Source organism: Propioniciclava sp., from assembly GCF_036744435.1.
Lineage (GTDB): Bacteria > Actinomycetota > Actinomycetes > Propionibacteriales > Propionibacteriaceae > Propioniciclava.
The window spans coordinates 8948-23632 of sequence record NZ_DAIOIA010000041.1 but is presented as its reverse complement, the minus strand read 5'-3'; the positions used below and the strand labels follow the sequence as shown (position 1 = coordinate 23632).

Below are 14685 nucleotides of genomic sequence, written 5' to 3'. Positions count from 1 at the left end.
CTGGATCAGCTCGCCGCTTTGGAACCCGACACCTTCGCCAAGGTTCAGGAGTTGGCCGCGCATCCCGAACGGCTCGACGTCATCTTCGGCACGCTCCGCAAGACCTCGGTCGACTTCGCGATCATGGAGCCCGTCTCCCACGGTGCCACCGACGCCCATGTGCGTGCGGTCGCCCTGCCGATCCGCTGGCGTGACGTCGGCGGATTCGCCAGCCTCGCGGAGGTGCTCGCCGCCGATGGCCAGGGCAATGTCGTCGACGGGGACGGCGTCCTGCTCGATGCCGAGGGGAACTTGGTGATCAACACGGTGCCGGGACACGTGCTCACGCTGTCCGGGGTCAGCGACATGGTCGTGGTGCACACCGAGGACGCGACCTTGGTCACCACCCTCGCCGGAGCGGAAAACGTCAAGGCGCTGGTGGCCCGGGTCGCGGCCCAGGCGGGCGCCTGCTACGTGTGAGATTGAGGCGACGAGAGGGAGACATGCTCGACAACGTGGTGCGGCTGCGAGAACCGGCCGCCTGGATCGTCGTGGCGGTGACGGCCGCGTCCATCGTCTTGTCGGTGACGCGGTTCGGCCTGGAACTGGGGTCGGGCGTCCCGGTGTCGGCGGCCGCCCAGGACGTCGCGCTGACGGCGATGAACCTCACCCTGGTCATCGTCGTGGTGGCGCTGGTGTGGGCGTGTGCCCTCGCCTCCTTGGGTCCGCGCACCGAGCGGTTGATCGCCGTGGCCGCCACGGTGGTCACGGTCGGGACGCTGGTGACGATCGTGGGCGCGGGGGTTGGCGCCAGCGCGTCGGCTGGGACGCTGGCAGTAGTGCTGGAGATCTTGGGCGGCCTGCTCGACATCGTGGTCAAGATCGTTGCCTCGGCGACGCTGTGGCTGCTGCTGCGGGGGCTGCGGGCCGGACGCATCGCCCCCGCCGCGGCCGAGCCTGAGGCGAGTCCGGTCGAACCGCCCGCGGAGGGCGGCACGGAACTGGAGGCCCCGGCGGACGAGGCCGTCGGCTGGAGCCTCGATCCGACCAGCGGCGCCGCCTGGGCGAGCGCCGCGGACGCCGCGGAGGGTGCGCCGGGGGCCGCAGCATCCGGGCCTCACGCGGAGGGCTGGCATCCGGTCGGACGTGACGAGCATCCCGGGGTGGAAGCGCCGCGGCAGCAGTGACGCGCAAGCCTGACAGGCGAGTCTAGGACGAAAAAAAGTGCCGTCGTGTCCCCCGTAGGGCTGACAAAATCGGCTTGACTACTCGAAACGACACGGGTGTAATTCTAGTTGTCAAGCACGTTAATCGGCGCGTCGAGGAGGTCCAAGCATGCCTGAGCTGATCGTGGTACTGGACGACGACGGCCTGCTGAGCTGGCAGGAGCGTGCGCTGTGCGCACAGACCGACCCGGAGGCGTTCTTTCCCGAGAAGGGTGGCTCCACCCGGGAGGCCAAGAAGGTCTGCCAGACGTGTGACGTCCGTTCGGAGTGCCTGGAGTACGCCCTGGCGCACGACGAGCGGTTCGGTATCTGGGGTGGGCTGTCGGAGCGAGAACGGCGCAAGCTGAAGCGTCGCGCCGTCTGAGTTCGCGTCGACGGGGCGCCGTATCGAGCGCCCCGTGACGCGGGCAGCGTGTCAGTCGTCCTCGTCATCGCGATGACCGCCCGGATCGATCTCGTCGATCGGGATGCCGGTCGCCTCACTCAGTTGCTCCACGATCGTCCGATACACCAGGATCCGCAGGCCCGATCGCGTCCGCGCCCGCCGCTCGATCGGCCGCCGGAACACCACCACCTGACCGTTCTTGGTCGGCGTCGCCGACACGGCCGCGGCCAGAGGCACCCGATCCACCCACGCCGGCGTCACGGTCGGGACGTCCTCCACGCCGACATCCATCGCGGCGAGGGCGGGCGGGCAGGCGCGGGAGATCTGCGCCAAGGCGTCGGTGACGCAGCGGGTGAAGAACGCCGCGGGGGCGACCTCGCGGGCCACCGGGACCGCCACGCCGGTGTAGACGTTCGGCGTGGCCAATCGGCCCCGCAGGCCACGCCCGTGACGATCCCGCCGCTTGATCATGGCCGTCACTGTAGCCAGGGCGACCGACACCCCGCCGCTCGTCCGTGTCCCGATGCGCACGCCGGGGTAGCGTGACCCGGGTGAAACCCCGTCTGTGCACCAAATCGGGCTGCCAGCAGGCCGCGATCGCGACCCTGACGTACGCCTATGCCGACCGTGCGGCCGTGGTCGGCCCGCTGGCGTTGCGGCACGAGCCGGGCAGCTACGACCTGTGCGAGGAGCATTGCGCCGGGCTGTCCACGCCCCGCGGATGGGAACTGATCCGGCTCCCGCTGGACGCCTCCGAGCCTGCGCCCAGCCACGACGACCTGCTCGCGCTGGCCGACGCGGTGCGCGAGGTCGGCCTCACCTGGGACGATCCGGCCCGCGTCGACGCCAGCCCCCAGCCTCGCGTCACCCGCCGGCGGGGACACCTCGGTGTCGTGGCCGATCTCGACGCGGCAGCCGATACCCTGGACCGGTGATCACGGAGAGCATCTTCAAGGCCAACGACATCCGAGGGCTCTTCGGTGGTCCGCATGCGGAATGGGACGCGGCGGGGGCGCGGGCGATCGGGGCCGCGTACGTCGCCGTCTTCGGGCTGGCAGGCCGTGAGTTCGTGATGTCGCGCGATATGCGCGTCAGCGGCCCCGAGGTGGCCGACGCGTTCGCCGAGGGCGCGCGGGCCCAGGGTGCCTCCGTGGTGGATGCCGGCCTGGCCTCCACCGACGAGCTGTGGTACGCCTCCGGCCTCCTTCACCTGCACGGGGTGCAGTTCACGGCCTCGCACAACCCACCCGACTACAACGGCATCAAGTTCTGCCTCCCCGACGCGGCGCCCGTCAGCCCCGAGTCGCTCGTCGCGCTGCGGCACACGGCCATGGGCCCGGTCCCTGCTCCCGCTCCTACGCCGGGGGAGCGCCGCGAGATCGACCTCCTGGCCGGCTACGGGGAATACCTGCGCTCGCTGGTCAATCTGGACGGGCTGCGACCGCTGAAGGTCGTCGTGGACGCCGGGAACGGCATGGCCGGGCTCACGACGGGCGCGGTGCTGGGGCCGCTCGGGCTCGACATCGTCGGGCTCTACCTGGAGTTGGACGGGCGGTTCCCCAACCACATGCCCAACCCGTTGATCCCCGAGAACCTCGTGGCCGCCCAGCAGGCGGTCCGCGACCACGGCGCCGACGTCGGCCTGGTGTTCGACGGGGACGCCGATCGGTGCTTCATCATCGACGAGCGCGGCGACGTGGTGCAGCCGTCGGTGGTCACCGCGATGATCGCGGAGCAGGAACTGGCACGCGAGCCCGGCGGCACCATCGTCATCAACAAGATCACCTCCCGGTCGGTGGCCGAGCGGGTCGCCAGTCTGGGCGGACGCCTGGTGGTCAGCCGCGTCGGCCACACCTCGATGAAGGCCCACATGGCCCACGAGGGCGCCATCTTCGGCGGCGAGCACTCCGCCCACTACTACTTCCGCGAGTTCTGGGGCGCCGACACCGGCATGCTCGCGGGCCTGCACGTGCTGTCACTGCTGGGCCAAGGCACCGCGACCATGTCGCAGCTCGCCGACCGCTTCGGCGGCTATGCGGCCTCGGGCGAGATCAACTCCACGGTGAGCGATGTCGCTGCCGTCCTGGCCTCGGTGCGGGCGGCGTTCGCCGATCGGGGCGTCGCCGACGACGACGACGGCGTGACCATCACCGGGGAGGACTGGTGGGTCAACGTGCGGGCCTCCAACACCGAGCCGCTGGTGCGGCTCAACGTGGAAGCACGGCAGGAGAACACCATGGCGGCCCTGCGGGACGAGGCGCTGGCCATCATCCAAGGAGGAACCCATGAGTGACCTGATCCCCGGCATCCTGGACCTGCTGGTCTGCCCGAACTGCCACGGGCAACTCGCGTGGGACTACGAGGCCTCCGAACTGGTCTGCACCAACACCGACTGTGCCCTCGCCTATCCGGTGCGCGGCGGCATCCCGATTCTCGTGATCGACGAGGCCCGGCCCACCCAGGACCAGTGATGCTGACGTTCGACGAGTCGCGGCTGGACGACCCGGCCGTCCTGGCAGGCGCCGACAGCCTGCTGCGTCCCCTGGCCGAGGCAGGGGCCCGGCTGCGACGCGACGCCGCCGAGTCACACGAGGCGATCGACAGCCTCGCCGGGGAGAGCCGCCCCCGCGCGGTCATCGCCGTCGGCCCCGAGGCCCGGCTGCTCCGCGCCGTCCTCGAACCGACCTGCCCGGTGCCCTTCGTGGCCTGGTCGGTCGGGAACCTGCCCGGCTGGGTCGGCCCGCTCGACCTGGTGATCGTGCTGGGCGGCGAAGGGTGCGACGCCTCCGGCGCCCGCGAGGCACTGCGACGCGGCGCCCGGCTGATCGTCGTCGCCCCGCCCGACTCGCTGCTCGCCCAGGAATCGGCCTCGCGCGCCACCACCCTGCTCCCCGTGCTCACTTCGGACCCGTTTCCCGCCGCCATCGTCGCGCTCGCGGCGCTGCAACGCCTCGGACTGGGGGAGGAAACCGACCCCGCAGGCGTCGCCGACGCCCTCGACGCCGTCGCTACAGCGTCGGGGTACACCCTCGACCTGGCCGCCAACCCGGCCAAGACGCTCGCGATCGAGTTGGCCGACGCGCAACCTCTCGTGTGGGGCGCCTCGGTGCTCGCCGCTCGGGCGTCCCGCCGTATCGCCGAGGCGGTGCGCACGGCGTCGGGCCGAGTCGCGCTGGCCGCCGACGCGGGGGAACTGCTGCCCATCCTGGCCGCCGTCAACCGGCGGGATCCGTTCGCCGACCCCGTCGAGGGCGAGTGGGAAGACCGGCCCACGCTGGTCATCGTGGACGACGGCTACGACGACGAGACGGCCCGCGGCCGCCGCGACGCCCTCCTGGCGAACGCGGAGGCCGCCGACGTGCGGGTCACCACCATCGCGGCCCCGACGGGGAGCACGCTGAGCCGCTACGCCACCGTTCTCGCCTCGGGCCGGTTCGCCGCCGCCTACCTGCAGATCGGGCTGGGTCGCGAACGCCGACGCTGAGAGGCGAGGCCAACGAGCAAAGGACAGACGATGAGCCAACGACGCGTGCTGGTGCTGAACGGGGTCAACCTCGGACGGCTGGGGCAACGCCAACCCGAGGTCTACGGAGCGACGACGCACGCTCAGCTCGCCGAGCACCTCGTCAGCACCGGACGTGGGCTCGGCCTGGACGTCGACGTGCGCCAGACCGATCACGAAGGCGAGTTCGTCGGCTGGCTCCATGAGGCGGCCGCCGACGAACTCCCCGTCGTCCTCAACCCCGGGGCGTGGTCGCACTACAGCTACGCCATCGCCGACGCCGTCGTCCAGGTGCCGTTCGCGGTCGAAGTCCACATCTCCAACGTGCACCGCCGCGAAACGTGGCGGCACACCATGGTCATCTCGCCCTACGTCACGGGAACGATCCTCGGCCTGGGACTGGGCGGCTACGACCTGGCGCTGGCCCACGTCGCCTCGACGCTGCCCGCCTGACCCGGCGTCCTCAGGAGGCGAAGGCGAGCACGACGCAGGCGTCGCTGAACGCCAACCGACGCGCCTGCGCCTCCCACAAGCTGCCGCGGAGGCGCCCGGCCAGGGCGGCCAGCCGCGTCAGCCCCGCCGATTCGGCACGCTGCTGGGCCCACGTCAACTGCGGGGCGACCGTGTCGGCGCCGCGCAGCGCCCCCAGGACGAGCAGCCGGCCCAGCGGCTGAGAGACGGCCTCCCAGGCGTCGCGCCACGGATCGGCCCCGGCAGGGGGCCACTGGGGCGCCTCGACCGGATCGCACCCCTGGGCCAGATCGACCTGCGGAAGGAAGACGCCCTCGGCGACCCAGAGGGCCGTCGGCTCCACCTCCAGCCCCTGCTCCCCGGCGCGCCAGCGGCCGGCCACCGCGAGGGGCGGCAGGTCGTGCAGCAGGGTGACCAGCCTGCGTGCGCCCGAGACGGTGCGCGGCCCCCACGCGAGACGCACGGCGGCGGTCGAGCCGCCCGGATCGGTCAGCGTCGCGGTCACGGTGCCGGTGGCGGGATCGGCGCGGACCTCGCCCGCGCCGGCGACCCGCGCGAGCACGAGGCCATCGGTGGGACGCCGCGGCCCCAGCGGCCCCGGGACGCCGGAGAGCTGGGCTTCGACCTCGGCGAACCCGTCGGGAATGACCGCAGCCAGCGCGTCGAGGTCCAGGCGCGGAGCGGGGGCCACGGTGATCCGCGTCCGCCCCAGCGTGAGGTCGGCTCCGCGGCGGCGGAACCGGGGCACGAGCGCGTTGCCCGTGGCCCAGTCGCCCAGCGGGACGCCCGCCCGGCGCACCGCCAGGAGATCGGCGGGTTCGACGAGGTGCTCCGTCGTGTCCTCCCGCTCGGCCACGAGGGATGCCACCGCTCCCGTGCGCGTGTCCAGCAGCCCCACCCGCAGGCTGTTCCAGCCGCCGACGTGCGACCATGCGGCGCCCAACCCGACGAACCGGCCCGCCTCCCCGGTCTGTTCGGCGTCCGGGCGTCCCGCCACCAGGGCGGCCGGGGCAGGCCCGTCGTGCGCCAGGGCGCGCAGCCGGGCCTCCACCTCGCCGATCAGCAACAGCAGCCGCTCCGGGGAGAGTTGGGCGTCGCGGGCACGCTGGTGCTCCAGTTGCGTGACGATCTCCCGTAGTGAGGAGGCCACATGCACGCGTCCCTGCTGTTCCCAGTCGGTCGCCAGCCGCACGGCACCCCCGATGAGTGCATCCGCCGCCCCCAGCCCCAGGTTGAGCAACTGATCGAGCCAGGCGTGCCAGGTCGCCGGATCGACCCGGTCCGCGCCCGCGGGGGCGGTGTCGACCAGCACAGCGTCGGCGGAACCCAGCCTCGGAGCCGCCAGCGCCCGTGCCGCCTCGGCCAGGTACAGGTGGACGCAGCCGGGGACGCCGCACTCGCAGCGGGCATAGCGCGCGTCGCCGCCGACGGGGTACCGCACCCCGATGTCGACCGGATGCAGCAGCCGGACGCGCAGTCGCGGCACCGCGGTGACGCGTGCGGTGATCCCGGCAGCCACGAGGCGTTCCCCCTGCGCGAGCACCCTGGAGGAGAACACCAGGTCGGCGGTGCCGAGGCCGCCGGGCGCCGACGCCGGCGCCGGGGGACTCGTGGAGGCGGCGTCCGGGCCCGTCGCGGGGTGCTGCCCCGTTGCGGGCTCGCCGGAGACGGCGCCGGTCGGGTGCTCGCGTCGCCAGGCGAGAACGGCCCGCACCAGATGGCGGCATCGGAACATGGCGGGGCAGGGGCACTCCCACTCGTCGAAGGTCCCCACCCCCAGCCGGCAGCGGGTGCCATCCGCCGCCTCGGCCAGCCAGGCACCGTCGGCGGTCCGGGACCAGGTGAGCTCGACGCTGGCGTCCTTGACGGCACGCCGCACCGTGCCCGCGTTGGTGAGTTCGGTCAGGACCTCCGGGGTGAGGGCGTCGAGGTTCATCCGATCACCTCCGCGACCCACTCGGCGAGCTGATCGGGGGTCATGACGGCCACCTGGGCACCCACTCCGGCCAGGATCCGGCCCAGCACCTGGTTGTAGTTCGCGCGCCCGAAGGCGTCCAGAGCGCCCAGGCACAGCACCGTCACCCCGGCCTCCACCATGCGGGCCGTCGTAGCGACCAGAGTCTGCTCGGTGCCGCCCTCGAAGAAGTCGGAGTTGAGCACGACGATCGAACGGCGCGGATTGTCCAGGACCTGTTCGGCGTACTGCATCGCCTTGTCGATGCGGGTGCCGCCGCCGAGCTGGACGCGCATCAGCACCTCCACCGGGTCGCCGATCTCACCGGTCAGGTCGACGACCTCGGTGTCGAACGCGACCAGATGGGTGCGCATCGAGGAGATCGACGAGAAGATCGCCGCCGTGATCGCCGCGTGAATCACCGACTCGGCCATCGACCCGGACTGATCCACCAGCACCACCACCTGCCAACGCTGCTGCAACAGCCGCACCCGGGTGTTGAACAGCGGCTCGCGGATCACCAACCGCCGCGTCCGGGGATCCACATGCTTGAGGTTCGCGCGCACGGTGCCCCGGGCGTCGAAGTTCGCCGCGACCGGACGCCGGGAGCGACGCAGCGGATCGCGGCGGCCCGTGAACGGGTTCGTCACGGGACGGGCGAGCGTGCGCATCAGATCGCGGACGACCGTGTCGATGATGCTGCGGGCCATCGCCAGCACCTCGGGGTTCATCAGGTGCTTGGTGGACAAGATGGCCTTCAGCAGCGACACATTGGGGGTGGCCCGGGCCAGCGCGTCCGGATCGGTGACCACGTCGGTCATCCCGTAGCGGTTCACGGCATCGTCGACGATGCGGTCGGCCACCGACCGCGGAAACAGCGTATGGACCCGATTGATCCAGTCGGGAACCGTCATCAGGCCGGTCCCCTCGCGGGAACCAGGCCCCGGATCCTGACCGCCGCCGCCCTCCAGGAACGCCAAGACGGCCTCCTGCTGCGCGGCCTCGCCGCTCAGGGCGCCCAGGTGAGGGGTGGCCTCGGCGCCGAGCGCGAGCCGCCACCGCTGCCGGCGACGCGTCTCCTCCTCCCCGGGCGCGCTCGTGAACGCGGTCACGGCTGCGTCCCCGTCCAGGTCGCCACCGCGTCCCACACCCGGGCCTCACGCCGACTCAGGACGACCAAGGCGGTGTCGTCCACGACCAAGGGGGCGGGGGCGGCGTCGTCCCCGGTCAGGTGAGCCAGCAGCGAGGCGCGCTCCCGGCTCGACAGAGCGTGCATGGCCCGGCGCAGGTCGGGCAACGCAGCCAGGAAGGCATCGTCGTCCCAGAAGCGGAGGGCGTCGTCCGCGGCGGTGAAGATCTGCGGTGCGGCGATCGCCAGGTGACCCGCGACGGCCAGCAATCCCGAGTAGAAGCGCCCGGTCTGGGCCGGGTCGGACATCCGGGCCTCCAGTGCGGCCCCGGGATCGCCCGAGAGCAGCCAGCCCGCGGCGATCAGCGCCCCCTCGAACTCGGCGTCGTGCCCCGGGGAGCCCGGAGGGCGCTCGGTTTGGCGCCCCAGGGCCCCCGCCACGGCGTCGACGTCCAGGTCGAGGGCCGACGCCAGGGTGGCCGTCGTCTCCGCGAGGGTGCGCAGAGCGGCGACGGCGGCCGGGATGTGCGGGCCCTCCGCCATGGGGGCGAGGCGTTCCAGAACCGAGGTGGTCCGCTCGTGGGCGAACCGCGTGAGGTGGGCCAGATCGGAGCGGCCGACCGCACCCAGCCACGTGTCGAAGTGGACCAGCCGCACCAGCGACTCCAGCACCACCCCCAGCTCGCCAAGATCGTCGCTGCTCGCCAGCACGTCACGCAGGGCGGCGCCCAGGCGGCCCGACACGTCCTCCAGCCCGGCACGAACCGCATCGGTGAGCACCCCCGCGAGCGTGGTCGCGGTGCCAAGGCGGGCCCGATGCTCCAGCACGGCCGTCACGGCCTGCTCCAGCGACCCGCCCCATCGTGAGGCGTGGATCAGCGCCGTCTCGACGTCCTGGTTCCACACCACCGCCCAGCGCTCGCTGCCGTCGATGCGCGCCCGGGCGGTGAGTGGCCCCGTTGGCGCCGCAGGAGGGGTGGCTGCGGGGACCCCCACGACGCGTAGCCCATGCAGGAGCCGGCTGGTGGCCCGGTCGGCGGCACGGTCGAGGGTGAGGGTGAGGGGCGAGACGGTGCGGGAGAAGGGCAGGTCCTGATCCGCCCAGCGGCGACGGACCTCCTGCACGAGCGGGGGAACATCGGCGCCCTCGGCGAGTCGGCCGATGCGGTCCCCGCGCAGGCTCGTCAGCACGACGCGAAGCAGCGGGTGATCCTCGTCGAGGTCGTCCTTGACGACGGCGCCGGTGATGCCGTCGACCAGGTCGTCGCGCCACAGCCGGGCATGGCCCCGCATCTGAGCGAGCGCCTTCGCCGTGGTCATCGCGGCGATCGCGTCGGCGGGCGAGACCGCGACGCGGCGGGCACGCAGCGCTGCGATGGCTTCGGTGAACAGGTCGCTCACCGTGCTCGCCTCGCGCGTCGGCGTCGCCTCGAAGACCCGGTGGTAGAACCCCGGGCTGGGCTGTCCGGCCAGATAGCCGCGATGGGCATCCAGAGTCTCGTAACTGGTGGGAACCAAGGCCGTACCCACCACGAGCCCGGGCAGGGCGATCGGGGCCGGAACGGGGGAGGGCGCGGTCCGACCGGCCAGCAGTGCCTGGAGACCCGCGGTGTGGAACGCGCCCGTCACCACCAGGACCGGACCCGCGGTGTCGGCCAGCGTCTCGGCGATCCGGCCGGCCATGAACGCCTCACGTGCCCTGGTCTCCGGTTCGTCCGCGTGCGCCGACGACAGCCGCACCCCCTCGCCCAGCGTGGCGGCCCGGATCAGGTAGGTGTCGGGATCCAGATCGGGGTCGATCTCGAAGAACTCGTCCCAGACCGCCGAGGAGTCCTCGCGCCCGACCCGGAGCGCCAGCGTCTCGAAGAACCCTGGCCCGGGCTCGATCTGAGGCAGTGAGGGCGCCGCCTCCTCCTCGCCCGGGCGAGGAGCCGCGTCGTCGGCGGCCAGCGCGACCGTCACAGCGAACTGGTCGGCCCAGGGAAGGTCGATGAACGCCGCCCGCGCGCCGAACTCACGTGCCGCCACCAGGGCCTGCCATTCCGCAGAGAACACGGTGAGCGGATACAAGGCATGCGATTGGCGCTCCCGCCCGTCGGCGATGTAGCGGAGCCACGTCATGATCGCGATCGGGAGGCGGTGATCCAACGCGAGCTGGTCGAAGGCGGTGAACTCCGAGGGGCCCTCGATCAGGACCGCCTCGGGCCGGTGCCGCTCGACCAGCGCGCGGACGGCCCGCGCGGCGGCGGGGGAGTGATGCCGCACCGGAACCCAGATCACGCGTCCCCGGTCGGACGCCGCGACGGTCACCACGTCAATCCAGGATGCGGTGACGGGCGGCGTACAGTTCCCGCCACCGGGCGCCCCCTCGGCCCGACGAACGCGGCTGGACGACGCGGGAGAAGTAGCTGCGCAGCCGCGACAGATCCTCCGCCTCGTCCTTCAAGGCGGTCCCCACCAGGGCCTCCACCAGGTCGGCCCCCGCGGGGGCGCCGCCGCTGAACCAGGCCGCTCGCAGCCCGGCCGTCACCGCAACCGACACCGCCTCCGCGGTCGACATGGCGGTGGAGAGCTGCTCCACGGGAGTGCCGTCGGCGGCGCGGCCGGTGCGCAACTCGTGGAAGGCCGTGACCAGCACGTCGGTCAGGTCGGCGGGGACTCGCACCTCCAGTCCGGCGGCGGCCAGGGCCGCGTCGGACTGCTGCTGCACCAAGGCCACCTCCCGGGCATGATCGCGGATCGGGCGCACCGTCTCGAAGTTGAACCGGCGCTTGAGCGCCGCAGACATCTCGTTGACGCCCCGATCGCGGGTGTTCGCGGTCGCGATCACGGAGAACCCCTTGCGGGCGTGCAGCACCCGGTCGGGGCCGGAGAGTTCCGGCACGGTCAGCACGCGGTCGGACAGGATCGACAGCAACGAATCCTGCACCTCGATGGGGCAGCGGGTGATCTCCTCGAATCGGACGACCTTGCCCTCGCTCATGCCGCGGTGGACGGGTGCCGGGACGAGCGCCTCCAGGCTTGGGCCGCGATCCAGCAGCAAGGCGTAGTTCCACGAGTACTTGATCGCGTCGTCGGTGGTGGACGCCGATCCCTGCACGGTGAGGGTCGAGTCTCCCGACACCGCCGCAGCGAGCAGTTCCGAGAGGTACGACTTCGCCGTGCCCGGCTCGCCGATCAGCATCAGCCCGCGGTTCGTCGCCAGGGCGACCACACAGCGCTCGACGAACGCCCGCTCGCCCACGAACTTGGGGGCGATGCCGTGGGCGGCGTCGCCGATGACGAAGTCGACCACCGCGCGCGGGGACAGCGCCCAGCCAGCCGGGACGGGCGCGCCCTGGCGGGCGTCGCGGTCGGCGAGCAGGGCCAGCTCCGCAGCGTGCAGGGTCTCCGCCGAAGGCCGCTGGACGGCGTCGGCGGCAGCGGAGGCGGTGGGCGCGGGGCTCACGCCATCTTCTCCTCGAGCGTGGACAGCGAACGGCGCACCTCGGAGACCAGGACGGGGTCGGCCTGCTCCCACGGCAGCCACGTGGTGCCGCGGTCGTCGACGTACCAGAGGTTGCGGACCGTCTCGATCGGCCCCAGGCGGGCATCCTCGAGTCGCTGGTCGCCGGACTCGAGGATCATGCCCGTCCACAGCCCGTCGGAGATGCTGAGCACGGCCGCCAAGCCCAGGCTCTCGAACGGCAGCCACAGGTAGTTGACCACGCCCGCGTCCGCCGGGTTGCCTCGACGCCAGCCGAGACGCTCCAGCGTGGAGACCAGGGTGCCGGGGTTGACCGTGCCGGTGGGAAGCCCCGCCAGCTTCGTGCCTGCCTGCCCTGCGGGTAGCCCATAGACCCGCCGGTCGAGCTGCTCGAGCGGAGCGACCAGGTCGAAGTCCACCAGCTGGGTGCGCCAGGCGGCCCGCTCGGACTCACCGATGTGCAGCGGGTGGGCCAGCCTCAGGACGGCGGCGGCGGGGATCTCGATGGCGTCCTCGGAGGCGTCGATGTACTCGTGATCCTCGGTGACCCGGACCAGCCTGGACGGTTGGCCCTCCGCGGTCACTTGCCAGACCAGCGGCCGGATCAGCGAGTTGAGGACCGGGTGTTCCGCGACCAGGGTCCGGTGCTCGGTCGCCGTCCAGGTGCGCCCCGTGACCAGCGCCTTCTCCAGGCGCGCGGTCTGGATCTTCGCGACCTCGGTGAGCTGCTTGCGCAGCACCGTGAACTCGGCCTTGGCGAGGGCGGCCTGCTCGGCGTCGTCCTTGCTGTTGGGGGCGGGCAGTGCCGTGCGCGGCTTGCCGGTCGGCCGGCCGTCCGCGTCCAGGTCTCGGACGACGGCCTTGCCTTGTGGTGACAACGACACCCGGAACGAGCGAGGCCCGTACGACAGCACCCGGACGCCGCGCGCATCCAGGTCGGCGTCGGGGACGACACGGTCTTCCAGTTGGTCGACGGTCAGCCCCTGCAGCGCGGCGAGCTTGGCGAGGGCCTCCTGCGCGGCCTTCTGGACCCCCTTGAACTTGGACTTGTTCGCGATCCCGGAGATGGACTGAAGCGCTGCCGCGGTGCCCGTGGCGGCCAGGACCTCCAGGCCCAGGACGGCCCGCTGATGCTGGGACTGCCCGGGCCATTCCCGGACCAGCGGGGTCAGCGCGAAGGTGAACCCCTCCGCGCCCAGGTACCCGGCGGCGAGGAAGTAGGCCCGCTCGCCGGTCTTGGCGCCAGCGGTCAGGAACGCCTGCATCAACGGGACCGCGAACGTATCGCGATCCTTGGCGCTCATGTGGTCGCGCACGGCCGCGACCAGGGGACGGGGGGCGCGGCTGGCCGAGTTGACCCCAGCGGCGGCCGAGGCGAGAACGGCGGCAGTGAGGTCTGCGTCGAGCCGGGCCCCCGCGACGATCAGCGGCGGCAGCGCCGACGGCTGCGCCCAGCTCGGGGCCTTGGACGGCACCTTCAAAGGGCCCTCCTCCACGGGCTGCGTCGCCTCGGCGGCGACCGCCTCCTGGAACCAGGCGGGGGCGTCGGAGGAGTTCAGCGTCGGCAGCGCCGCCTCGGCCGCCAGTTCGTCGAGGATGGCGGCGATCGTCGGGTTGGCCGGATCGGGGCCGAAGGCGTCGGGGGAGGCGGCCGTGAGATCCCGGACGACCGCCGTCAGGGTCTCACGCTGGGCCGTCGTGGCGCTGAACCCGCTGGCGGCGACCTCGCGCGGGTGGGCGGCCAGCCAGGCGACCGCCTCGGGCTTGGCGCGCAGGTGCCCCGACAAGGCGACCATCGTCGCGGCCAGCGCGGGTCCGGCGGCGGTGGCGCTCAGGACCCGCATCATCGCGGTGGCCTGGACCTTGTCGGTGTACTCGTGATCCAGCGCCGTCAGCAGGGTGGGCAGGACGCCGGGCCCCCCGAAGACCAGGAAGGCGCGGAACGGCCCCACGGCGTGGCCCACGCCGGAGTGCTGCAACCAGCGCAATCGCTCGCTCGGATCGGACAATCCGACGACCGCAGCGACGGTCAGCTCGGGGCTGGGATCCGCCGTACCGGCGGCCAGCGCGTCCTCGTAGGCGGCGCGGATCGCGCCCTCGTCGCCGAACAGCGCAGCGCTCGCCAAGGCGTGCATGAGGGCGCCCCACTCGGGGGGCATGCGGTGGTAGTTGTGGGTCGGCTCGGGGATCGCGGGCAGGACGCGATCGCTGGGGGTGAGGAACGGGACCACGTAGGCGCGCAAGGCGGGCAGCAGGGCCGGCCAGCCATCGTGCGACAGGGCCGCGGCCGGAAGCAGCGAGCGGATCACCTGGCGCGGCTCCATGAGCGCCAGCAGGCAGCCGACCAGGACCGAGGGGGGAAGGTCGTACTCGTGCCACGGCGTACTCAGATCGCCGTGGCCCTCGTCGTCGGTGGTCTCGGCGAAGGCGAGCCGCTCGCGCAGGGTCGGGGTGGCCCGCCGGGACCAGGTGCCGGTGGGGCGCTTGCGGCCAAAACGTAGCCACCAGGTGGCCGCGCGGGCCGAGGGGACGCCCTCGAACGGGAGTGCCAGGAAGGTGAGGTCGTGCCGGTA

The 14685-nt window shown here is 72.5% G+C and carries 13 protein-coding genes and 1 pseudogene; 8 read left to right on the top strand and 6 right to left on the bottom strand.

Features of this window, described 5'->3' with window-relative positions; all coding sequences use genetic code 11:
- The 3 genes and pseudogenes from V7E09_RS07280 to V7E09_RS07270 all read left to right on the top strand — a co-directional run.
- Positions 1 to 459, top strand: a pseudogene (locus V7E09_RS07280) (mannose-1-phosphate guanylyltransferase); the annotation flags it as partial.
- A gap of 23 nt (positions 460 to 482) precedes the next feature.
- A complete protein-coding gene (locus V7E09_RS07275; protein ID WP_324511275.1) occupies positions 483 to 1166 on the top strand; it encodes a hypothetical protein in 684 nt (227 codons plus the stop codon).
- A gap of 148 nt (positions 1167 to 1314) precedes the next feature.
- On the top strand, positions 1315 to 1569 hold the full coding sequence (locus tag V7E09_RS07270; RefSeq protein ID WP_129459045.1) for a WhiB family transcriptional regulator: 255 nt from the start codon (positions 1315 to 1317) through the stop codon (positions 1567 to 1569).
- A 51-nt stretch (positions 1570 to 1620) separates the two neighbouring features.
- Here V7E09_RS07270 and V7E09_RS07265 read toward each other — a convergent pair whose 3' ends face one another.
- Positions 1621 to 2061 carry a metallopeptidase family protein gene (locus V7E09_RS07265; protein WP_324511276.1) on the bottom strand — a complete coding sequence of 147 codons (441 nt, stop codon included), beginning with the start codon at positions 2059 to 2061 and terminating at the stop codon, positions 1621 to 1623.
- Between the two features lie 80 nt (positions 2062 to 2141).
- Here V7E09_RS07265 and V7E09_RS07260 point away from each other — a divergent pair, with 80 nt between their 5' ends.
- Genes V7E09_RS07260 through V7E09_RS07240 form a run of 5 tightly spaced genes read left to right on the top strand, consistent with a single transcriptional unit; the run spans position 2142 to position 5545 of the window.
- Positions 2142 to 2525 (top strand): DUF3499 domain-containing protein, encoded by a 384-nt coding sequence (locus V7E09_RS07260; protein WP_324511277.1) that lies wholly within the window; start codon positions 2142 to 2144, stop codon positions 2523 to 2525.
- Positions 2522 to 3883 carry a phosphomannomutase/phosphoglucomutase gene (gene manB, locus V7E09_RS07255; RefSeq protein ID WP_324511278.1) on the top strand — a complete coding sequence of 454 codons (1362 nt, stop codon included), beginning with the start codon at positions 2522 to 2524 and terminating at the stop codon, positions 3881 to 3883. The genes V7E09_RS07260 and manB overlap by 4 nt, the downstream gene beginning before the upstream one ends.
- Positions 3876 to 4061, top strand: a complete 186-nt coding sequence (locus V7E09_RS07250; protein WP_324511279.1) for a Trm112 family protein — start codon at positions 3876 to 3878, stop codon at positions 4059 to 4061. Before manB ends, V7E09_RS07250 begins: the two co-directional genes overlap by 8 nt.
- Positions 4061 to 5074: an SIS domain-containing protein gene (locus tag V7E09_RS07245; RefSeq protein WP_324511280.1), complete on the top strand. Its 1014-nt coding sequence runs from the start codon at positions 4061 to 4063 to the stop codon at positions 5072 to 5074. Before V7E09_RS07250 ends, V7E09_RS07245 begins: the two co-directional genes overlap by 1 nt.
- Positions 5075 to 5104: 30 nt before the next feature.
- Positions 5105 to 5545 carry a type II 3-dehydroquinate dehydratase gene (locus tag V7E09_RS07240; RefSeq protein ID WP_324511281.1) on the top strand — a complete coding sequence of 147 codons (441 nt, stop codon included), beginning with the start codon at positions 5105 to 5107 and terminating at the stop codon, positions 5543 to 5545.
- A gap of 10 nt (positions 5546 to 5555) precedes the next feature.
- Here the strand turns inward: V7E09_RS07240 and V7E09_RS07235 are convergent, their stop codons facing one another.
- From V7E09_RS07235 to V7E09_RS07215, 5 genes are all read right to left on the bottom strand, one after another.
- Positions 5556 to 7499, bottom strand: coding sequence for a hypothetical protein (locus V7E09_RS07235; RefSeq protein WP_324523206.1), 1944 nt, complete (start codon positions 7497 to 7499; stop codon positions 5556 to 5558).
- Positions 7496 to 8629, bottom strand: coding sequence for a VWA domain-containing protein (locus V7E09_RS07230; protein ID WP_324511283.1), 1134 nt, complete (start codon positions 8627 to 8629; stop codon positions 7496 to 7498). The genes V7E09_RS07235 and V7E09_RS07230 overlap by 4 nt, the downstream gene beginning before the upstream one ends.
- Complete coding sequence (locus V7E09_RS07225) at positions 8626 to 10959, bottom strand: DUF5682 family protein (RefSeq protein WP_324523205.1); 2334 nt, start codon at positions 10957 to 10959, stop codon at positions 8626 to 8628. The genes V7E09_RS07230 and V7E09_RS07225 overlap by 4 nt, the downstream gene beginning before the upstream one ends.
- A gap of 1 nt (position 10960) precedes the next feature.
- On the bottom strand, positions 10961 to 12094 hold the full coding sequence (locus V7E09_RS07220; RefSeq protein ID WP_324511285.1) for an ATP-binding protein: 1134 nt from the start codon (positions 12092 to 12094) through the stop codon (positions 10961 to 10963).
- Positions 12091 to 14685, bottom strand: a 2595-nt coding sequence (locus V7E09_RS07215) for a DUF4132 domain-containing protein (RefSeq protein WP_324523204.1), incomplete at its 5' end; no start/stop codon positions are given. The genes V7E09_RS07220 and V7E09_RS07215, both read right to left, overlap by 4 nt.

Bases quoted from the DNA above. Each gene is read 5' to 3' on its own strand.
- V7E09_RS07275 (WP_324511275.1), top strand. From the start codon at position 483: ATGCTCGACAACGTGGTGCGGCTGCGAGAACCGGCCGCCTGGATCGTC.
- V7E09_RS07270 (WP_129459045.1), top strand. From the start codon at position 1,315: ATGCCTGAGCTGATCGTGGTACTGGACGACGACGGCCTGCTGAGCTGG.
- V7E09_RS07265 (WP_324511276.1), bottom strand. From the start codon at position 2,061: ATGATCAAGCGGCGGGATCGTCACGGGCGTGGCCTGCGGGGCCGATTG.
- V7E09_RS07250 (WP_324511279.1), top strand. From the start codon at position 3,876: ATGAGTGACCTGATCCCCGGCATCCTGGACCTGCTGGTCTGCCCGAAC.
- V7E09_RS07245 (WP_324511280.1), top strand. From the start codon at position 4,061: ATGCTGACGTTCGACGAGTCGCGGCTGGACGACCCGGCCGTCCTGGCA.
- V7E09_RS07240 (WP_324511281.1), top strand. From the start codon at position 5,105: ATGAGCCAACGACGCGTGCTGGTGCTGAACGGGGTCAACCTCGGACGG.
- V7E09_RS07235 (WP_324523206.1), bottom strand. From the start codon at position 7,499: ATGAACCTCGACGCCCTCACCCCGGAGGTCCTGACCGAACTCACCAAC.